The organism is Sphingobium sp. IP1, from assembly GCF_002708645.1.
In the GTDB taxonomy this organism is placed as follows: domain Bacteria; phylum Pseudomonadota; class Alphaproteobacteria; order Sphingomonadales; family Sphingomonadaceae; genus Sphingobium; species Sphingobium yanoikuyae.
On record NZ_NOIW01000097.1, the window covers coordinates 1 to 20,106 of the forward strand.

At 58.7% G+C, this 20,106-nt stretch carries 16 protein-coding genes; 8 read left to right on the forward strand and 8 right to left on the reverse strand.

What is annotated here, in order from left to right:
- Both CG471_RS23530 and CG471_RS23535 read left to right on the forward strand, forming a co-directional pair.
- Nucleotides 1-331: hypothetical protein (locus CG471_RS23530; protein ID WP_180275783.1), on the forward strand; the 331-nt coding region annotated here is incomplete at its 5' end.
- Nucleotides 332-375: 44 nt separating this feature from the next.
- Nucleotides 376-2,295, forward strand: a complete 1,920-nt coding sequence (locus CG471_RS23535) for an HAD family hydrolase (protein ID WP_099233960.1) — start codon at nucleotides 376-378, stop codon at nucleotides 2,293-2,295.
- Here the strand turns inward: CG471_RS23535 and CG471_RS23540 are convergent.
- Nucleotides 2,243-3,475 carry a cell wall hydrolase gene (locus tag CG471_RS23540; protein ID WP_257211670.1) on the reverse strand — a complete coding sequence of 411 codons (1,233 nt, stop codon included), beginning with the start codon at nucleotides 3,473-3,475 and terminating at the stop codon, nucleotides 2,243-2,245. The two genes, CG471_RS23535 and CG471_RS23540, sit on opposite strands and share 53 nt — an antisense overlap.
- A 66-nt stretch (nucleotides 3,476-3,541) precedes the next feature.
- On the opposite strand from CG471_RS23540, the gene CG471_RS23545 reads away from it, so the two are divergent.
- Nucleotides 3,542-3,883 carry a Rap1a/Tai family immunity protein gene (locus tag CG471_RS23545; RefSeq protein WP_143560266.1) on the forward strand — a complete coding sequence of 114 codons (342 nt, stop codon included), beginning with the start codon at nucleotides 3,542-3,544 and terminating at the stop codon, nucleotides 3,881-3,883.
- Between the two features lie 198 nt (nucleotides 3,884-4,081).
- Here the strand turns inward: CG471_RS23545 and CG471_RS23550 are convergent, their stop codons facing one another.
- The 6 genes from CG471_RS23550 to CG471_RS23575 form a co-directional block, all read right to left on the reverse strand.
- Complete coding sequence (locus tag CG471_RS23550; protein WP_099233963.1) at nucleotides 4,082-6,262, reverse strand: polysaccharide biosynthesis tyrosine autokinase; 2,181 nt, start codon at nucleotides 6,260-6,262, stop codon at nucleotides 4,082-4,084.
- A 25-nt stretch (nucleotides 6,263-6,287) separates the two neighbouring features.
- Nucleotides 6,288-6,977: a polysaccharide biosynthesis/export family protein gene (locus tag CG471_RS23555; protein WP_099233964.1), complete on the reverse strand. Its 690-nt coding sequence runs from the start codon at nucleotides 6,975-6,977 to the stop codon at nucleotides 6,288-6,290.
- A gap of 68 nt (nucleotides 6,978-7,045) precedes the next feature.
- The gene (locus tag CG471_RS23560) at nucleotides 7,046-9,616 is read right to left on the reverse strand and encodes an O-antigen ligase family protein (protein ID WP_180275784.1); all 2,571 of its coding nucleotides are present in this window, start codon (nucleotides 9,614-9,616) and stop codon (nucleotides 7,046-7,048) included.
- Between the two features lie 219 nt (nucleotides 9,617-9,835).
- The gene (locus CG471_RS23565; RefSeq protein WP_099233966.1) at nucleotides 9,836-10,123 is read right to left on the reverse strand and encodes a hypothetical protein; all 288 of its coding nucleotides are present in this window, start codon (nucleotides 10,121-10,123) and stop codon (nucleotides 9,836-9,838) included.
- Nucleotides 10,124-10,435: 312 nt separating this feature from the next.
- The gene (locus tag CG471_RS23570; protein WP_099233967.1) at nucleotides 10,436-11,422 is read right to left on the reverse strand and encodes a helix-turn-helix domain-containing protein; all 987 of its coding nucleotides are present in this window, start codon (nucleotides 11,420-11,422) and stop codon (nucleotides 10,436-10,438) included.
- 55 nt (nucleotides 11,423-11,477) lie between these two features.
- The gene (locus CG471_RS23575) at nucleotides 11,478-12,245 is read right to left on the reverse strand and encodes a metallophosphoesterase family protein (protein WP_257211671.1); all 768 of its coding nucleotides are present in this window, start codon (nucleotides 12,243-12,245) and stop codon (nucleotides 11,478-11,480) included.
- Nucleotides 12,246-12,599: 354 nt separating this feature from the next.
- Between CG471_RS23575 and CG471_RS23585 the strand changes: the two genes are divergently transcribed.
- Entirely contained in the window at nucleotides 12,600-12,992 is a 393-nt protein-coding gene (locus tag CG471_RS23585; protein ID WP_081331832.1) for a hypothetical protein, read from the forward strand.
- Nucleotides 12,989-13,528 carry a glycosyltransferase gene (locus CG471_RS23590; RefSeq protein ID WP_099233969.1) on the forward strand — a complete coding sequence of 180 codons (540 nt, stop codon included), beginning with the start codon at nucleotides 12,989-12,991 and terminating at the stop codon, nucleotides 13,526-13,528. Before CG471_RS23585 ends, CG471_RS23590 begins: the two co-directional genes overlap by 4 nt.
- 757 nt (nucleotides 13,529-14,285) lie before the next feature.
- Here the strand turns inward: CG471_RS23590 and CG471_RS23595 are convergent.
- Complete coding sequence (locus CG471_RS23595) at nucleotides 14,286-15,407, reverse strand: IS5 family transposase (protein WP_010335539.1); 1,122 nt, start codon at nucleotides 15,405-15,407, stop codon at nucleotides 14,286-14,288.
- A gap of 123 nt (nucleotides 15,408-15,530) precedes the next feature.
- Between CG471_RS23595 and CG471_RS23600 the strand changes: the two genes are divergently transcribed.
- The 3 genes from CG471_RS23600 (at nucleotide 15,531) to CG471_RS23610 (ending at nucleotide 19,819) form a co-directional block, all read left to right on the forward strand.
- A complete protein-coding gene (locus CG471_RS23600) occupies nucleotides 15,531-16,142 on the forward strand; it encodes a polysaccharide biosynthesis/export family protein (RefSeq protein ID WP_257211672.1) in 612 nt (203 codons plus the stop codon).
- 118 nt (nucleotides 16,143-16,260) lie between these two features.
- The gene (locus CG471_RS23605; protein WP_099233970.1) at nucleotides 16,261-17,634 is read left to right on the forward strand and encodes an outer membrane beta-barrel protein; all 1,374 of its coding nucleotides are present in this window, start codon (nucleotides 16,261-16,263) and stop codon (nucleotides 17,632-17,634) included.
- 61 nt (nucleotides 17,635-17,695) lie between these two features.
- A complete protein-coding gene (locus CG471_RS23610) occupies nucleotides 17,696-19,819 on the forward strand; it encodes a polysaccharide biosynthesis tyrosine autokinase (protein ID WP_099233971.1) in 2,124 nt (707 codons plus the stop codon).
- Nucleotides 19,820-20,106: the final 287 nt, after the last annotated feature.

Below are 20,106 nucleotides of genomic sequence, written 5' to 3' on the forward strand. Positions count from 1 at the left end.
CAACTATCGGATGGCAGGAACGGTAAACATCGTGGCAGGTGACCCCCAGGTCGAGCTTGGAGAAACCATTCCGCGCTTCTTCACGCATTGGATCGCCTCCTGCTTTGGCCATTTTCTCATGGTCCTGTTGCCGCTCGTCGCCGCCTGGCCCCATCCGCTGGAGGGACCTGACTTTCCGCGCTGGTGGTCGGTGCTGCTTTTCGCCGGCGTGACCTCCATCGCCGCAGCCATCATCAATGCAAACCTGCCGGTTACCGCGAGAGAATTGGTCAAGAGCGTAGCGCTTGGCTTTGCGCTCAATGCCACCGGCGTCATCCTTAAGATTGCCTGATACCAACAGGGTAAAATGGCAAGAAAGCGTGCGAAGAGGCAGGCATGTCAGCGGATCTTTATCTTCAACTGCAATGGCTCCCTTCGCCCGGCGCCGGGTGGCGCACGGAGCTGCGGGCGGTGGCACAGGCAGAAAATGTCGGCAAGGCCCTGCGCGCGCTTTCGAACTATGCTTTAAGCGCCAACCAACTCACCCAGCTCGGACGCAAGATCACCGACCTGGTCGCGGCAGGCGCGCAGTTGGAGGGGTTTACACCCTTTCGCCTGGGCCTCGTCTCCAACGCGACGCTCGATCTGCTCGTGCCTCTTCTGGTTGCATCGGCTGCGCGCCAGGGCATCCTGCTCGAATGCATCAAGGGCAATTTCGGGCAGGCCATGCAGGATGCGCTGGACGGGAATTCGCGGATCAATCAGGCCCGATGCGATGCGGTCCTGATCGGCCTGGATCATCGCGAACTGGTGTCCCCTTCCCAAGGACAGGTTGGGCAGGATCCGGTCGAGGGTGCCCTAATGAGGCTGCAGGCCATCAGGGATGGCCTCGCCGCCCATGGCGGCGCGCCTGCCATCCTTCAGACCATCGCCCCGCCGCCGGAAAATCTCTATGGCAATTATGAGCGGCGCGCCTTTGAAAGCATAAGGGCACGCGCGGCACGCTACAATGAGAGGCTGCTCAAATCCCTCGAAGGCAGTTCGGATCATCTTCTTGATGTTGACGCCATCGCGCAGGTCGTTGGGGCATCTCAATGGCATTCGCCGGGCGAGTGGAATATTGGGAAAATCCCGTTTTCACTAAAAGTTAGCCCTTATTTTTCAGATCAGGTCGCACGTTTGCTAGGCGCGATTTCTGGCAAGTCGCGCCGGGCCCTGGTCCTGGACCTGGACAATACGCTCTGGGGCGGTGTCATCGGCGACGACGGCCTGGAAGGCGTTCACCTTGGCCAGGGCGACGCGTTGGGGGAAGCCTATCTAGCCGTCCAGCGCTTTGCACTGGATCTGCGCGCGCGCGGCGTCGTCCTGGCTGTCTCGTCGAAAAATGATGATGCAACCGCGCGGGACATGTTCCGCAAGCATCCCGACATGCTGATCAGGGAAAAGCATATTGCGGTCTTCCAGGCCAATTGGTCCGACAAGGCCCGCAACATCGAGGCCATTTCGCGAACCCTCGACCTTGGGCTGTCCGCCTTCGTCTTTCTCGATGACAATCCGGCAGAACGTGCCCTTGTCCGCCAGATGCTGCCCGATGTCGCCGTGCCTGAACTGCCCGATGATCCGGCCCTTTACGCCAGGACCCTGGCGGCTGCAGGCTATTTCGAAACCCATATCATGTCGCACGAAGATGCCAAGCGCAGCGGTTATTATGAAGCCAATGCGCAGCGCGCTGCCCTGGCCGATGCCTCGGGGGGGCTGGACGCCTATCTCGCCTCGCTCGACATGGAAATCGGCTTTGCGCCCTTTTCTTCAGGTGGTCTTGAGCGGGTCACCCAATTGATAGCCAAATCCAACCAGTTCAACCTGACCACGCGCCGCTACGCTGCCCATGAGGTCGCGCAGATGGCAAAGGATCGCGACCTCCACACGATCCAGGTGCGTCTGCGCGATATATTTGGCGACAATGGCATGATCAGCGTCATCATCCTCAGGCCCCTGGAGCCGGATGTGTGGCGGATCGACAGCTGGCTGATGAGCTGCCGGGTGCTTGGGCGTGGCGTCGAAGCGATGGTGCTTGCTGAGATATGCAGGGCGGCGCAGGCCAGGGGCATCGCAATTGTCGAAGGGGTGTATAATCCGACCCCACGCAATGGCCTGGTGCGCGACCATTATGCGCAGTTGGGCTTTTCTTTGCTGCGTACGGAGGCTGATGGAACAACATATTGGCGCCGCTCCACGCTTGCGCCCGTAGCATGCGCGCATATCAGGATGATGGATGCGTCGCCTGTGTCGCAGGAAGATCCGGCGCCCGCGTAGCAGCGCCGATGACCTCGCGGCTGCCGCTCGGTCGTCCCACGATGGTCCGTTCAAGCGGCCCCGAGAGGATCCAGCGTTCAGTGGCTGCCTCGGCCACTTGCTCAGGAGCGGTGGCAGGGGCACGGCTTGCAGGGACGATATCGCCATTCTTGCCCGCGATCGCTCCGTCGTGACCGATTATCGGTCTGTCCGAAAGCGCGACGCTGGCTGCAACATGCTCGTCCTGTGGCGCCCTATCGTCGCGCGCTTCAACCAGTGTTTTTTCCTGCCAGAATGATAGATTTTCCTGCCCGCTATAATGGGCGGAAAAAGCCTTGGCCTCGCCCCAGCCACCTTGCCAGCGATAGAAGATGTGGGTGCCGACCGCTGCAATCTTGGAAAGGCTCGCCGCCCAATAAGGAACGACATAATTGGCGTGATAATGGGTCGCCCATCCCGCAGGCGCGTAAACATATCCCCCCAACGCCGCGGACGCCACTTCTCGTGCGCGCGCCCACAGGGCAGGCACGGGCACATGTGCGAGCGCGCCGTCGCAGGCAAATGTGAACTGACAGCCGGTCGGGCGCTCAGCGCCCTGAAAAACGACCCCGCACACGCTGTGTGGATAGGCTGGATGACGAACCCGATTGAGGACGACCTGGGCAACAGCCCTCTGCCCGTCAAGCGGTTCATTGCCCGCCTCATAATAGACTGCAGCCGTCAGGCAGTCGAGCGAACGGGACAGGCTCACGCCCCTGTCCTTGCCCCTGTCGCTGCCCATGTCCATGAGAAAGGCGCGAGCGGGCACGATGCCATGATCATCAACGGCCACCGCATCGTTGAATTGCCTTGCCATCTGCGGACTAAGCGCGCGAAGCGAGGCGGGCGCAAAGGGCGCGGAGGCAATGGGAGGCATCGCGGTGCCAATTTCCGAGCGGTGGACGGGGACTTTAGGCGAAGCACCATGCCCACCCTGTCGCCCCCATTGGCTCCAGGCCATAGCGATTGCCAAAATGAAAATGAGCATGAGAGCAAGAAACGTTGGCGCGAATTTCGGCCGGTGCCTTGGAATATTGGACTCATATAACCAGTCCAGATCGGGGCGAACCGGATTGGGCTCGTCAAAACCCTCATGCTGATCTTGCCCTGACACGCGGATCGCATAATGGGAAAGATAGCAAAGTTCAACATCGGGCGTCATTCGGACAGGCCCGATGGTAGTTTTGCCGGTCCAGTTGTTAACTGGTCCAGTTGTTAAAAGGAGGCCATGAATTTGCTTACAGCGTTTCTACTGCTCGCAGGCACCATGGCACAGTCGCCTGTTGCCATCGGATATCTTAATGCCAACGGGCTCATGGAAAAATGCGAATCCGGCTCCGCGCCGATGCTTTCCTATTGTTTTGCCTATATTGCCGGAGTCAACGACACCGCCAAAGCCTATGAATCCTGGCTCAACATGCGCGAATATTGCCTGCCGCCGGCAACCCCACAGGGGGATCTGCGCCGCATATTTGTCGAATATCTCAAGGCCAACCCTGGTCATGGAGCGGCCGAAGCTGCCTCGGTCATCATCGTGGCTCTTAAGGAAAAATATCCCTGCGACACATGATTGCCGGCAAGGTCGGCACGGCAATGCGGCTGCGCGCCTGACCTTGTGCCCCGACGCCCCGTTCGTGGGACGAACCAGGGCGCCGGAGCCCCGAGGCCGGCGGGGAAAAGCCGGCCTGCGGGATCATATTGGCACATTAGCTCCAGGCCATGACGGCATCTTGTTCGAACAGGCTGGATCCAATTAGTCTGCCCCGACTCAGGCGGGGTCTTCCTCATAATTGTAGCGATAATAGTCGGCAGACGGGCCATAACCAGATTTGCGACTATTATATTTGGTGACCACAGCACCAATAAGCCGGCCATGCGCGCGATTGAGGCGCGAGACGGCATTTCGCGTCTGTCCGAAATGAGCGCTTCCTGCAGCACACACGAAAATGGTCGCCTCAGCCGCAGCGGTGAGCTCGGTCGCGTCGGCAAGCGCGAGCACCGGCGGTCCGTCGAGGATGACGAGATCATAATCATCGGCAAGGGTGGCAAGCAACTGCTCGACGGCATCGCCTGCAAAGAGATTGGCAGGATCAGGTGGCAGCGGACCGCTCGGCAGGAAAGCGGCATTGGGAACGCCCATGGGCAGCACTGCATCACTGATACTGCAGGTACGCGCAAGGACAGAGGAGAGCCCCTTGTCTGGCTGACGCATATTGAGGAAGCGATGCAAGGACGGGCGACGAAGGTCAGCATCGACAAGCAACACCTTGCGACCAACCAGCGCAAAGCCCCGCGCGAGGGCGAAGGAGGTGGTGGACTTGCCCTCCCCCTTGCTTGAGCTGCTCACAAGAATGGAGTGGAACAAGCCCTGGTTCGACGAAAGTTCTACCGCCGTGCGGACGCTATTATAGGCCTCGGTAATCTCTGCCTTGGTATCCTCAAGCTCGGCCAGCGGCGCGCCGCCCTCGACCTCGGGTACCACACCAAGCAGCGGGAGATGCAGCTTGGTTTCGACATCGCCCGGATCGCGGATGGCATCATCAAGCCGCTCGCGCGCAATCGCGTAGAGCAGAGCCAGGCCAAGCCCGCAGATGGTCGCCAAGGCAAGGTTGAGCAGCGGGCGCGGTGAGGTCGGTTTACGCGGCGTCTCGGCATGGTCGACGATCGAGATATTGTTGGTCGCAACGCCCGATTCCGCACTGACTTCCTTGAACCGCTGCAGAAGGCTCTCATAGAGCTGGCGGTTGGTATCCACCTCGCGCTGGAGGATATTATATTGAACCGAGCGATCCTGTTCCGCGAGCGTCGCGCCCTTGAGCGCTGCAACCTGTGCCTCAAGGGCCTTATATTGACGATCGGCGGTCAGATACTGGTTGCGGATCGAATTGCGGATGCTCTCGGCGAAATTGCGGATCTGGCGGTCGAGTTCACTCACCTGCGCACCGACTTGCGTCACGGTGGGGTGCTCAGGCGTAAGGCGCTGGCGCAACTGGGTGAAATCAGCCATGAGTTCGGCGCGGCGCTGCAACAGACGCTGCATGCCGTCATTGCCAAGAACTTCAGGCAAGGTCATCAGCGAGGCGCCCCGGGCCTGTTCCCAGCGCTCCATGGCCTGGGACCGCGCGGCAGCGGCAGCCGCATAATTTTCATTAAGCTGGACAAGGTTGGCCGTCACCAGCGAGCGAGGGCCACTGGCCTGCCAATCCTGCTTTGCGCCCGAACTGGCATCGATCAGCCGCGCCGAACGCGCATAGCTGATCAGCGCACGCTCTGAGGCTTCAAGCCTTTGCTTGGCCAGGCCAAGCTGCTTTTCGAGGAAGTTGCGCGAATAGGTGGAGGTGGAGAATTTCCGCTGGATATTCCCCTCGATCACATTTTGCGCATAGCTGTTGGCCACGCGATCAGCGAGAGCCGGATCGCGGCTTTTGAACAGGATGCCGACCACGCGCGAATTGCGCTTGAGATCGACATCAAGATTATCCTGAAGGGTGTTGAGAACGGTCTCTTCGCGGCGCCCCCGCTTGTCTCCAAGGACAGGACCGACCCCCATCTGCTCGAGAAACCTGTCGTTCGCAGCAAGTCCCAGACTATCAGATACCTTCTTGGCGGTTGATCGGCTCTTGATGATGTCAACCTGGGTTTGAAGGAAGCGATCGGCATCCGCTCCACCAATAACCGTCTGGTCATCTTCGGTGCCGAGCACCTTTGCGACCTGTTGGTCGATCTGTACGCTCGAACGCGCCTCATAGACGCGCGGCATCACCAGGATCGAGAGAATCCCAAGCGCGATGCAACCGCCAAGAATAAGCCCCATCACGAGCCGGTTGCGATAGACCGTCGCCCAGAGTGCACGCAGATCGAAAAATAGTTCATGGCGTTCATCTTCGAGGAGATCGTAATTCTCGATCTCTTCCTTGCTCGCCATATGAAGCCTGTTGGCGCTCATCATGGGTCAGCCCCCTTCCCTGTACCGGCTAGAATTGCGCAAAGACATTGAGGAGCGGTGCTGCGCGCAGCACGTCATGCCAGGCTTGCTTGGTGCCACTATGGCCCACGATCACGATATCGCGCGCGAGAATTGCAGGATCGGCATCTTCGGCGCGGCGGATCCGTTCAAGATTGAAGGCTGCAGCATAGCGCTTATCGCCAATGAAGCGAATGACCACGACCTGATCCAGAGCGGCATTTTCGGTTTCCCCCTTGGCCAGCGCGACGACATCAAGAAGCGTTGTGGGCCCCTGCAGCGGGAATATGCCAGGCTCGGTCACCTGCCCCTGGACAGTCACGTTTTGCGAGACTGAACTTGCTATGCTCACAGTGACCTGAGGATCGACATAGAAGCGTGCGGCCTTGGCCCGGACCTGCTCGGCAAGCTCGGTGGTGGTTAGGCCTGCGGCATGAACACGACCGATGAGCGGCATCGAGATGTCGCCTGCGGCATCGACTTGCATGCCCTTTGCCGACATTTCAGGCTCCTGGAAAAGGGTGATGTCGATCCTGTCGAGTTCGCCAATATGGTAGAGCTGCGCTTTGGGCCCGCCAACGGGCGCAGGTATCTTCGCGTAGGATTCTTCACCTTGCGAAACATTGGGCCCGATAGAACTGCTGACACAGGCAGAAAGCATCATTCCTGCTGCAACTGCCAAGAAAATGGACCGCATCATGGTCTTGCCCCCAATATTTTCTTTACCTTATCAGCCAAAGAACTGATCTGGCAATATCTTGCAGTTGCTCAATGAGCCGATGAATCGACCGGCGCCAGAGCTACATCGTCGATAAAGAAGGCGCTCGAGATGGCATCATTGCCCTCCAGTTCGAGCTGCAGCTGCTGGACGGGGCATTGCGCACCGACTGTTATAAGCGCCTCGCCCTTTTTCCATCCCTCGCGCATATTCTGCCATCGCAACGCGAGCGCCGGCGCGGGCATTTCTTCCTCGGGGCAAATGATGCGCCAGGCAATGCCCGAGCCCCCCTGCCCCCTGGGCTGATAAAGGAAGGAGAAATGATAGCGGCCTGGCGCAAGAACAAGCGTCTGGGTAAGGACGGCCCCTTGCGCGAATCCGTCGCTTGTCACCATCAGCGCCTGCCCCTTCCAGGATGTATCGGGATCGGCGATCACGACATGCGCGCCGGCAAGCCCCGTACTGCGCCAGGCAAGCGGAGGGCCAGACTTGTCCACCATCTCAGTCGCAATCGAAAAGCCGCCATCGCCGACCAGCCCCTTGCCGTGACTGGCCTCCCAGATATGCCGAACCGATTGCCAGTCACCCCGGTCACCGAGGCGCCAGCGGATCAGCGCGGTCTCGTTCGCGGCTACGGGCGCTGGAGTCCGATCCAGTCCGCTGATCACCGCCAGACTTGTCGCCACATCAGCTTCGCGTGCGAGCGCGTTGAAATAGGCCTGGCGCCACCCCGGCTTTACGGCGAGCGCGGATATCACAGCCTGGCGCCCTTGCGGATCCGCACTGATTGCTACCAGCTGGGAGAGAAGTGCCTGCGTGGCACGATCGCGCCGCAACAATGCATCCATACGCGCAATTGCCGCGTCAAAAGCACGAAATTCAAGCGCGCGGCCGACCAGCCAATATTGCGTGACCTCTTCACGCCATCCAAGACTTGCCGCTGTTTCGAGCATGCGATTGCCCCGCGCCCGATCGCCCTGCGCGAGAAGGCCAAGGCCCAGTGCGCGCACGGCGACAGCATCAAGCGGCGCGATCGCCAAAGCCGCTCTTGCCGGGATGAGCGCTGCTTCAGGCTTGTCTGCACGATCCGCCGCATCCGCCTTGATGGACCAGCCTTCTGCCATCCAGGATGCAACAGCAACGGCACTCTCACCGTCCCGAGCAAGGATGGCCGAGCGGGCCCATTGAATCGCGACGACCTGCCAGGCTGCCAACAGGGACAGCACGGCGAGAATGGCAGAGCGAGCCATGGAACCGGCGCCCTTGCGCTGACTTGCCAACGGCGCCTGCGCGCCCATGATCAGGCCAAGCAGCAATGCCGCGACTATCGCGATCGAGAGCATCCGCAAGGGATAGTCGACGAGCGAGAAGCCCAGGAGGATGAAAAGCCCGCCAGCGCAAGCCAGGATCAAGGCCCGCATTCGGGGCGGATTGGATGGCCTAAGCCCATGGAAGGTCGCACCGACAATCAGGGCCAGGACAAGAGCGGCCAGGATGAGGCCGGGCAGGCCTGCCTCCAGAGCAAATTCGAGATAATCATTATGCGCATTATTGACCCGCAACGGCCCGACCTGCTCAAGCGGCTCGACTGTGGGATAGATTGTCCGGAAGCTTCCAAGACCGCTGCCGGCCGGGAAATATTCGTCGATGGCGTGGCGCGTATTGGACCAGTAGGCGCCACGATCATCCTCAGCCACCGTCGAGAAACGTTCAAGAATATGCTGAACGACAGGCGTTGGCACCATGGCAAGCCCCATCAGCGCGGCAGCCCCCAGTCCCCAGAAAAGCTTTCGACCGGTAGCGCCAGCAATATAGGCGACACCAAGTGCAACCATGATCGCAACGGGTAGCAGCATGATCCCGGTTCGCGACGTGGTCGCAAGAACCCCACCGCTCATGATCATCGCCAGAATGAGAGTTATCAGGCTTCCGCGCCCAGCCGGCGCGCGCCTCCTGCTCCGTTCCGAATCCAACGCGAGCAGGGCGGGCGACAACATGATCGCGAGCAACAGGAAAGTGGCCTGATGGTTGCGATTGATGAAAAGGCCGACACCTGCCCCCTGATGCGCGGTTTCATAAGGGTAGAAGGGACTCCCCGCCCCTGCACCAAATTGCAAAATGCCAACAGCAGCGCTGAGCGTCGCAATACCCAGAAAAATCGCCAGATATCGCCGCAGATCCTCTCGCGACGCGCGAGAGGACAGCAAGAACATGAGGAATGGCGGCAGACTCACGAAGATCGTCGCCCAGCTCTTGTCGGGCGTAAGGCTCAGGGCATGCCATTTGCCTGCCCAGCCAGCCTGCTCATAAATGGCGATCGCATTGTCTCGGCCAGGAAAATCATGCCAGATTGCGGGCGGAAGGGGAACGATCTGGGCAAAAAGAAGAGCAAGCCACGCCACCCATAAGAGACAGGCCATCTTGAAGTAAATCGAGCGCCCGACCCAGACGAAACGCTGCCCTTCAACAAAAAGCAGCACGGTCGACAGGAGGCATATCAGGCCCGTAAGGAGCGGATGGGCGCGCCCGGCACCTCCCAGCACAAGCGCGACGAGAAGAAACAGTTCGCCCCCTCTGCTTGCGATCATATCCATGGCCGTGCGCGGAGCGAATTTGTTCAAGGCAAATTGCATCAAGTTCAATACCGTCACGACATTTGGCACTGATCATCACGGCGTTCCAGTCGACCCGAGTAAGTCGAAAGGAAAACCCCAAAATGCGTCAGCGAAGGCAAATTTGGCACCCTGCAAAAGCAGAAACAACATGCACAAGAAAACCCCGGCTATTGACCATCAATAGCCAGGGCCTGCCACGGCTGCACCCTATGGCATTCGTCTTTTTTAATTAGGGCTGGAGTCGTCGTCGCCACCCGAGGCAATGATCGCGATCAGACCGCCAGCAACAATCACACCGCCACCGATCAGAAGTGCCTTCTTGGGCGACTTGGTCGCGGTCGTCGTGCTGCTCGTCGAGCCGGCATCCTGACCAGGCGCCGCGGCTGCAGCAGCCGGCGCGGCAGCCGTCGAAAGCGCAAGAAAGGCCGGCCGCGTTTCACGCGCCTGCGCAGCAAAGGCCGAACCAAAGGCGACCGCGATTACGGTGCCACCAAGAATCGTCTTCTTAATCATGCTTTGCTCCCAACGCCTGCGGCCATATTCATGGCCCCCTCTGCTATCATTTCCTATGACATCTCGGACACAACAGGTCAACCAGAACAACGTGCAGAATAGCTAGAGAAATGATGACCCGTAAATTCGCCGACATCTGACCGATTCCGGGCCAATAGCACAAGCCCCGCAAATAGGGCTGGAACGTGAAGATCATCGGTTCGCAAATAAGGGCTGCGCCATTTCGCGTTGAGGCTGAGAGCTTCGCCCCGCTTCCAGCCCCATCGCGAGCCGGCGACTCATATGCGCAGCGACGGAAATTTCCTGAACATATTACCGTACCCAGCTAAAGGATCGCGATCGATTCTTCGCCTGTGAAACATAGAGCGCGGCCAGCGCAGCCAGACTATTTGGAACGCCCCCCTCTTCTTCGCCAGGCTCCGCCCCGATATTTGCAAGAAACAACTGCGCTTGCGCGAGCCAAGATGGCGCGTCCGGCGAAAAATGAACTTTCCATTTCGGGTGCATCAATAGCCAGCTTCGGACCACGCGATCATGGGAGGTGGCATAATTGTCCAGCAATAGATGGACTTCGCTTTGCGGCGCCAGCTCGATATTGACCCGGTCAAGAAAGGCAGGAAAGGATGCAGCGCGCGGCCGCAGCTTCCCATCCGCTCCGGAAACCCTGATCGCCTCTTCGACCCCCTCCAGAAGATCAGCCAAGCAGCCCTTGCCCATGCCGGGCCGACCAAGGGCGGAGATGACATCCTGGCCTGACGCGCCCGCGCCCGCCTCCAATATGAGGGCACGCCTGCCGGGCGACATGTAAAGTCCTGCGGCGCGCAAGCTCACATCAGCCAGCGCCGGAGCCTGGTCGCCCCCTGCAGAAACACCCTGATGGGGCCGAAGGCCAAATGCGGCCCATATCCGCCTGATGCTGCTTTGCGACATCCCCGTCTCCTTAGCCATGGACCGGATGGTCCAATGACTGGCGCCTTGGGGATGGGTTGCAATGGTACGGCGAACAAGATGATTTGCCTTGGAGGGCGTTATGCTGCGCGGGCGCCCGGATCTTTGGCCATCAGTCAGGGCTTCGACCCCGCCCCGGGCATAGCGCCTACGCCACTTGCCCACGGTCTGCTCGTGCATACCGAGCTGATCTGCGACATCCTTGCTCGGCAGGCCCTTGGCGCATAGCAATATCGCCCGATATCTGTCGGCCAGAAAGGGCGACAGTCCCTCTCGGCCAAGCTCTGCTTCAAGAAATCGGACCTGTTCGTCACTAAGGTCAACCCTTCTTGCCCGCCGGCCGCCCGACATACTCAATTCTCCCACCTGATCGCCATCATGTGCGCCCGCCCCGTTCCCGGTGCAATCAGGCGTCTATCGAGATCAACTCCTGCCGATCGTCCTCCAGATAAAGAGCGGTCAACGTGCCGGTGCGATAGGCGCCTGTATCGATGCCAATTCGGTTGCCGCGGAATTGCACATTGGTCTCGATGCTATGGCCGTGCACGATGACCGCTCCATGATCGCGCGGATCATCGAGAAAATCATCGCGGATCCACAGCAAATCGTCCCGCACCTGCTTGCGCAGCGCAACACCCGGCCGAATGCCCGCATGACAGAAAAAATAATCGCCCGACCTCGCCGTCAACGGCAGCCTGCGCACCCAATCGACCAAACTGGAAGGAATGGCCGCGCGCAACTCGCGCAAATATCGGCGCAAATCCATCCCGTCTTCAGGCGGGGCCAGTCCAAAGCTGCGAACCGTTTCGGCGCCACCAAAGCGAAGCCAACCCTGCAATATTTCAAGATTACCATCGATCGCCTGGACCATCGCTTCTTCATGATTTCCTTGAAGCACCAGGACACGATTGCTCTTGCGCTGAAGGTCGTGCAAAAAGCCAAGAACTCGCGCACTGTCAGGTCCGCGGTCGATCAAGTCGCCCAGAAACAGGATATGAAGGGACTTTGCCGGCGAGAGGTCGCGGTTGTGGCGTCCTATCTCATCGATCAATTTCTCGAGCAGGTCATATCTTCCATGCACGTCGCCGACCGCATAGATTCGCTCACCAGCATCCGTTTTTGGTAAATTCGCGTTTCGACCCGACATCATATGGACAGCATGCATGGACATCATTTATTCTCTCACCGCATGCAAGGTCAATCCATAGCTGCAGTCGACCAGCGCGTTGCCGAATTTCTTCACGCAAACTGGAACAGGGCTATAGATTTTATGCACGGGTTGCGTCATGTCTTTGCGTGTAATGTTCATGTCGATGAACTGGGGGCTTGAGGCGACATGCGGGCAGATGGGGACCCTGGACGCATTAATCAGAGACAAGTGGCAGGAGGCGTGCGCTCGATCGAGACTGCCCCCCTCCCCCCTGCGACCCATAGTGGCAATAGACACGTCTTCCCGCTTCAACGGGGTGATGCCAGGCGCGTCTTGCTGGTCGCCTCATCGGGGGGGCACTGGATTGAGCTTTGCCGCATGACTTCAGCCTTTGCGCGCTGGGACTGCCAGTTTGTGAGCACCGCCGCCGGAATGACCCCGCCGCAGGGGCGGCGCCCCGTGCTGCAAATCAACGACAGTTCGCGTGACGATCTGCGAACGATGTTGGGATCAATACGTCAATTGCGCGCCATCATTCGGGAATTTCGGCCGGAACTCATCGTTTCCACAGGCGCAGCGCCAGGCGCACTAGCAATTCTTCTTGGAAAATTTTCTGGAGCACGAACAATCTGGATTGATTCCATAGCCAATAGCGAGGAGTTGTCGTTGTCAGGGCGCGCGGTAAGAGGCGTCGCAGACCTGCGCTTGACCCAGTGGCCGCAGCTCGCCAATCGCGCCAAGGGCATCACTTATTTCGGGCAGGTCATGTGATTTTATTGTCCGTTGGTACACAATTGCCGTTTGATCGACTTGTAAAGGCAGTAGATGAGTGGGCCATGCGATGCGGGCGACGCGACATCTTCGCGCAGATCGGCCCATCGGACTATCAGACCAAGGCGCTCAACAGCTTTGCATTTCTGGATCAGGGGGCTTTTGCCGCCCTGCAGGCAGAGGCAAGTCTTTTAGTCAGCCATGCCGGAATGGGCTCGATCATCACAGCCCTTGAACTGGGCAAGCCGATCATCATACTCGCTCGCGATCATCGCCGTGGCGAGCATCGCAACGGTCATCAGATCGCCACGCTGCGGCAATTCCGCAGCTTCCCAGGCGTCTTCATAGCTGAGGACGAAGAGCATCTGGTCGCCTTACTGGGCCGCGCCGATAGCCTTGCAGCATCGCCACTGCTAAGCACGGAAGCGCCGAAGGAATTTCTGGAGAAACTCGCAGATTTTATCGATAGGCCGGCCAAGCCAGGTCGCATCAACCGACTGCGCAGCCGCCTGGGATGGAGTCGCAGGTCCGCTTGACCAACTTAAGCTGAAGCCAGTCAGCCTCCCGACCGAGGGTGCGGTTTTCGACGCGGATTTTCGTCCGAGCCACGAAAAAGACGCCACCCATCCTGCGCACGGATCATGCCTCGCCCACAATCTGCACATTTGGCGCGCATATTGATGCCGTCATCCCAAATTCTTTCTCGATTTGGACGATGGATTCCTATCAGGCAGAACAAGCGCATCTTTAGTCCCCCAATTGCTCGATTTGGCAAGCACGTCTGAGCGCCGCCTCAAAAACATCAGAACATCAAGATTTCCTCGCCCCTGCCCGAGGAAATACATCGCCTCCTCCCGGACAATTTCCGAAACGAGACCGTGAACCGAGTGCGCGAATCGCTCCGCCCCGGATTATTGCATTGCGCAAATTATCATATTGCGACGGCGAAGAATATGTTCTGCGCAAGTGCAATATCTTCATGCACCGCTTCACCTGCTAGATATTGGACGGACGCAGCCTGTCCGTGACATGCGTCACATCGATGGCAGTTATTCTCTTCGATATGCCGCAGGCCAGATATGAGATCTTCCTGCCATGCCCGATGTCATGGAAGCGAGCCGAATTCGAAGAATCGCCGAGAAAATCTTTAACAGGCTGCGGAAAAAGGGTTGGCAGAGCCGGCCATTGGCCTCGCTTTCGCCGTTTTCTAGCCCAAGGCGTCAGTCATTCTGGGAGGTAACCTTCCAGAATCCGGTCGTTTTTGACCGGCCTCGGGCGCTATGAGGCGCAGGCCTAGGTTGCGCCCAGCAGTTTCGGTAGCCTGACGAGGTTGTAGGCGGCAGCGGTGAGCGTGAAGGACCATCCGACGCGATCTTGCCCACGGTGTCGGGTTTTTCGCATGGTGCCGCAGGTTTTTGCCCATCCGAACACTTCCTCGATCCGCTTGCGGATTTTCTGGGAGAGGCCGTAGCCGGGATGGCGTGTCGTACGCCCGTCAATGGCAGAACGGCGATTGGTGTTATTCTGGGCCACGTGCGGGGTGACGTCCATCTCGCGCAATGCCTCGACGAAGGCGGCGGTGTCGTAGTTCTTGTCCGCGCCCAACGTGATCCGATGGCGCCCTTCCATCCGGCCCAGCATGGTCAGTGCGGCCTCGCGTTCGGCGGTGCCGGTCGCGTGGGTGAGGATCGCATCGACTACAAGGCCATTGCGGTTCTCCATGAGGACATGGGCCATATGGCACAGCTTGGCTGCCTGGCCCCGCGCTTTCTTGAATAAGCGGGCATCGGGATCAGTGGTTGATGCATGGGTCGCATTGCTGCGCTTCTCGCCCCGGAAATCGCGTCCGGCATTGCTCGGCGCTGTTTTCTGCTCGCCATGGCCGGAGACTGAACCACCGTCATCGTCATCCCCGGGGCCGCCTTCATCCTTGGGCCTGAAGCTCTTCACGCTGGCCCACGCTTCGACCAACGTGCCGTCCACCGAGAAATGATCGTCGGACAGAAGAGCCTGCACGCGTGCCTGGTTGATGATGGCTGACAGGAACTTGGCGGCAACGTCCCTGGATAGTAGCCTCTCGCGGTTCTTGGTGAAGACCGTGACATCCCAGATCGGCGCATCCATCGCCAGGCCGACAAACCAGCGGAAGAGCAGGTTGTAATCCATCTGCTCCATGAGCTGGCGCTCCGAGCGGATCGTATAGAAAGCCTGCAGGAGCAGTGCGCGCAGCAGCTTCTCGGGCGGGATCGATGGCCGGCCAATGCGCGAATACATCGCATCGAAATCAGCCGACATCACCTCGAGAGCTTCGTCGACGATCGCGCGGATCGCCCGAAGTGGATGGTTAGCCGGAACCCGAGCTTCGCAGCTCACGTAGGAAAACAACCCTTCGCTCCGGTAATCGCCGCCCCGCATCTCAAATCCTTCAACCTCAGTTGAAGGCGTCTGAATCACCTCAAGCGGCTCAAGGAAAGAGCCTTTTTCCGCAACCTGTTAATGGTAGAACATCTTGCGACATCAGCTTTTTCAGGATACCCAGTGAGTGAAGTATCGCCATTTATCGGGGGCTCTGTGCGCGTGAAGGCTTCTGCACTTATTTTCCTCAATGCGGCCCTGCTCCTTACAGCTTGTGCCGGTTCGGATCATCTCATCTCTTCGGGCGACCGCTATGTTGCCGGAGCGGACATATCCGAAACCTATGCCCTGGGCGCAGGCGACAAGGTCCGGATGACCGTTTTCAGTGAGCCCACATTATCCGGAGAATTTTCGGTCAGTACTGATGGCGAACTCTCCCTTCCCCTGATCGGGAATGTTGCAGTGGCGAACATGACCTTGTCGCAGGTGACAGGGCAGGTTCAGTCTCTGCTTGCAGATGGATATTTGCGTAATCCCCGGGTCAGCATGGAAATTATTTCCTATCGCCCCTTCTTCGTGCTTGGAGAGGTCAAGGCGCCGGGCCAATATGCCTATGCCAGCGGCATGACGGCACTTAACGCCGTCGCGACGGCCGAGGGATATACCCCCCGCGCGAGCAAGAAGATCATCTATATCCGGCGCTTTGGCGAGAAGGTCGAGCAGGCCTATGAGTTGACGCCCAATTTGCGCGTCATGCCAGGCGATACGTTGCGTATCGGCGAACGCTATTTCTGAGCATTCAGATGGCAAAGGGGGGAAGATATATTCGGATGTTGCGCAAAGGGGCACCTGATCGCCGTAGCCTGAGCGCGGGGCACCTCGCTCCGTGCCAGGAAGGGTGCGTGCCCTGCTGATGGCAGATCTCCTTCACACCCCACGCGCCGCCAGTTCCCATATGACGAGCACATCGTTGCATCGCAAAGCCCTACCTCGATTGATGGCCCTTGCCGGCTTCGGGGCAGCTCTCGCCACGCCGAGCGGCCACGCCATGGCTCAGGCGTCGAATTCCACGACGCTCATTCAACCGGTCATTTCTCCCGACTTTAGGCGTGATCGCAATGTAAGCGTATTGGAGCGTCCTCATCCCGACTTTGACCCTTTGGGCTATCGATTGGGAAGCTTCCTGATCAATCCGGCACTGACAGTGTCGCCGGGCTTCACCTCCAACGTCTATGCGGACAATGCGAACAAGAAGAGCGATATCTTCCTTATCACGCAACCGTCGCTCAGCCTGACATCGGACTGGAATGTCCATCGCCTCCGGCTTGTCGCTTCGGGCGATATCAGGCGTTATGCAAAGGCAACCGTTCGCAACCAGAATGGCTGGAGTGCTAGCGCGATCGGGCGGCTGGATGTTAGTCAGGATCTGGTGATTGACCTTGCCGGCGAAGCAGGTCGGCGATTTGAGTCACCATTTGCCGATGATGTTGTCGCGAATACCACCAATGTCTCGAGCTATCTCCAGACCATGCTGAATGCCAGGGCGACCTACAAAATGGGTCGCACTCGCTTTGTCACAGGACTGGAACGCTCGACCTTCGAATTCAGCAGCGTTGATTTCATCGATCGGCCCTCACGCGATCAGAGCTTTCGGGACCGCACAATGGATCGGATTACCGGCATTGCCGATTTTGCGCTGTCGCCTAGCCTCTCACTCTATGCCGAACTCATCTATGATCGTAATGACTACGACACCCTTCTGGCCAATGGTAACGCAAACCGCGATTCCAATGGCTATGCCATAATTGGCGGTACGAATTTTGACCTTGCGGGCCTGATGCGCGGGAGCGTCGGCGTGGGCTATAGCCGCCGAGACTATAAGTCGGAACTATATCCTGATGCAAAAGGATTGTCAGTCGAAGCGGAGGTCGAATTTTTCCCGAGCCCGATCACCACAGTGGGCATTACTGCACGAAGACAGATTCAGGATGCAGCCCTTGGTTCGACCGGCGCATATTCTGACAATCGGTTGGGCGTCCGCATAGACCACGAACTTCTTGAAAATCTTGTAATTTCGACCAGCGCAGATGTCGCAAGACGTGATTATTTCGAGTCGACACAATATACCGATGTCCTGTCCCTGGCGACTGAGGCGCGCTTTCAGATGACAAGAGGATTGAGTTTTGGCGGCAATCTTCGTTATGGTTCTTCAAGACCACATGGCGGCAATTTAGGTCGAGCGTTTGACGAATTCCGGGCTACGGTCTCGGTTCGGATCAGACGATGAATATTCAACCATCCGACATGATCGCACAGATTGTGCGTTCGGGGGCAAGGGATCGGGATAGATGAAAGTTTCCAATACAGCCGGATATGAAGCCCGCCTTGCGGATGTCGTGCAAAGCGTCAAGGATGTGCTGCGCCGCCGCTATCTGACGCTGGCAGCGGTTGCAGGCGGCATAACGATCCTCGGCGTCGTGGCGACATTGCAGCTCGCGCCCTCCTATCAGGGGGTGACACGGATCCAGATCGATCCCAGCCGGAACCCTCTTGCTCGTAGCGCGAACGAAGCGCAGGCGCAGCTTGCAAGCGAAGCGATTGAAACCGAAGTGTCGGTCATCAATTCGATGGACATTTCCCGCGCGGTCGTGAAGCGCCTCAAACTCATCGATGATGCCGATTATAATGAAGGCATTGCCGCTCGGCTGGAGGCCGGCCCGGTAAGCGAAGATGAAAAGATCGAGATCGTGGCCAATGCCATTCGGGGACACCTCAGCGTTGGGCGCGAAAAGCTTACCTATATCATCGCCATCCGGTTCGATTCACGGGACGCGGAAAAGGCTGCCCGTATCGCCAATGCTTATGCAGCCACCTATCTTGACACCAAGGTAGGAACCAAGATCGGCACCGCTGAGCGCCAATCCGCCTGGTTCCAGAAGCGCATGGACGAACTGGCCGCTGAGGTGCGCTCGGCAGACGAAAAGGTTGCCCAGTATCAATCGGCCGCCGGCATCGTTCGCGGCGCGTCGAACAATCAGGGCACCATCACCGACCAGCAGGTCGGTCCCTTGTCGGTGCAGCTTGCAAGCGCGGAATCAGTGGCCGCTGAAGCGCGCTCCAAGCAGATCTCGGCGCAACAGCAGGTCGCAAGTGGACATCTGGATGCCGTTTCGGACGTTCGCAACTCTGCGACCATCCAGGATCTGAGGCGACAGCGCGGCCTGCTTGTCCAGAATATGGGTGAAATGCAGATGCGCTATGGCGATCGCTATCCCGATCTCATAAAGGTGCGCGATCAGCTCGCCGCAATTGATGGCCAGCTTCGCGAAGAAGCAGGACGCGTCATTCGTTCGCTCAAGGCCGACGCGGACGCAGCCGAGGCGCGCGCAGGAAGCCTGCGCGTCGCCATGCAGAGACTTGAGGACAAGCAGTCGGCCAATGCGCGTGCGTCCGTCATTGCCGCGAGCATGCAGCGCGATGCAGATAGCAAGCACCAGGCTTATGACCGCCTCGCGCAGTCTGCTCTGGAATCACGACAAGCCGCGCAAAACTCTATCGCCCAGGCACAGATTATCGACGTCGCCGAAGCACCGCAGGCGCCCTACTGGCCCAACAAGCCGCTGTTCATCCTGCTCTCGCTGATCATCGGCACCGGCGCCGGCATCGCCGTGATCACTGCGCAGGAAATGATGGTCTCGGGCATGCGCACCGTTGAGGACGTTGAAGGCGAACTTGGCGTGCCGTTGATCGCCGCGGTGCCCAATGTCCGCAAGACCGCGCGCCCGGCCGATGTCCTTATCGAGAAGCCTACGTCGCAATTTGCAGAGGCTCTCCGCAATGCGCGCGCTTCCATCCTTGGCGTGAAGGGCGAAGAAGCCCCCAAGGTTATTGCCCTTACTTCTGCGCTACCGGGTGAAGGCAAGACGACAACCGCGCTCGGCCTCGCGCGCACCATGGCCCTTAATGGTGGAAAGACCATTTTGGTGGATGCGGACGTTCGCCGGGCTCAGCTGCGCCAGATTGCCGATGTTCAGCCAGGCCCAGGCATCGTCGAGCTTCTGCATGGCGAAGCATCCCTCGAGCAGGCAATTCAGCCCAGCGGACTTGAGAATCTCGACCAGATCATCGTTCAGAAGCCCTATTTCAGTTCCGAGAATCTGTTCGGCAATGACTTGATGCCCCGCATTCTGGATGAACTGTCCAAGCGCTATGACACCATCATCCTCGACCTGCCCCCGCTGGTGGGTCTTGCTGATGGGCGCTTCCTCGCTGCTTTGGCAGATGCGGTCGTCCTTGCCATCAAGTGGGATGCGACGCCCTCACAAGTGGTCAGCTCTGCCGCCTCCTGGCTGAAGTCGGATGGCGCGAACCTTGTCGGCGCGATGTTCACGATGGTAGATACGAGCTCCCAATCGGTGGGCGCCTATTACTATTATTCAAAAAAATACTCGTCTTATTATCAAGCTACATAATAAGAATATGGTCTGCCTTGGCCAAGTGGAGAAAAATCAGGCTTTAGCTTCTCCTCCTCTGGCATAGTCCTAATTTTAGGCGGAACGGGCATCGGGTGTTGGAATCAATCTGCTATTGGATGGATTCCAACACTTGGTGGACGAGCTGAACGGCGGCGATAGAGGTGGCCGGGTTGGTCTGAACAGGGATCGGCATGGGATAAGTGGATCGTCTGCCGGTTTCGTGATCGAACTGCCGATATGGGGCGTCAAGGAGGGAGGGCGTAGCCCGACCGGAGTGACGCCCC

Bases quoted from the DNA above. Each gene is read 5' to 3' on its own strand.
- CG471_RS23535 (WP_099233960.1), top strand. From the start codon at position 376: ATGTCAGCGGATCTTTATCTTCAACTGCAATGGCTCCCTTCGCCCGGC.
- CG471_RS23540 (WP_257211670.1), bottom strand. From the start codon at position 3,475: ATGACGCCCGATGTTGAACTTTGCTATCTTTCCCATTATGCGATCCGC.
- CG471_RS23545 (WP_143560266.1), top strand. From the start codon at position 3,542: ATGAATTTGCTTACAGCGTTTCTACTGCTCGCAGGCACCATGGCACAG.
- CG471_RS23550 (WP_099233963.1), bottom strand. From the start codon at position 6,262: ATGATGAGCGCCAACAGGCTTCATATGGCGAGCAAGGAAGAGATCGAG.
- CG471_RS23555 (WP_099233964.1), bottom strand. From the start codon at position 6,977: ATGATGCGGTCCATTTTCTTGGCAGTTGCAGCAGGAATGATGCTTTCT.
- CG471_RS23565 (WP_099233966.1), bottom strand. From the start codon at position 10,123: ATGATTAAGAAGACGATTCTTGGTGGCACCGTAATCGCGGTCGCCTTT.
- CG471_RS23570 (WP_099233967.1), bottom strand. From the start codon at position 11,422: ATGTCGGGCGGCCGGCGGGCAAGAAGGGTTGACCTTAGTGACGAACAG.
- CG471_RS23575 (WP_257211671.1), bottom strand. From the start codon at position 12,245: ATGATGTCCATGCATGCTGTCCATATGATGTCGGGTCGAAACGCGAAT.
- CG471_RS23585 (WP_081331832.1), top strand. From the start codon at position 12,600: ATGACTTCAGCCTTTGCGCGCTGGGACTGCCAGTTTGTGAGCACCGCC.
- CG471_RS23595 (WP_010335539.1), bottom strand. From the start codon at position 15,407: ATGCGGGGCGGCGATTACCGGAGCGAAGGGTTGTTTTCCTACGTGAGC.
- CG471_RS23605 (WP_099233970.1), top strand. From the start codon at position 16,261: ATGGCAGATCTCCTTCACACCCCACGCGCCGCCAGTTCCCATATGACG.
- CG471_RS23610 (WP_099233971.1), top strand. From the start codon at position 17,696: ATGAAAGTTTCCAATACAGCCGGATATGAAGCCCGCCTTGCGGATGTC.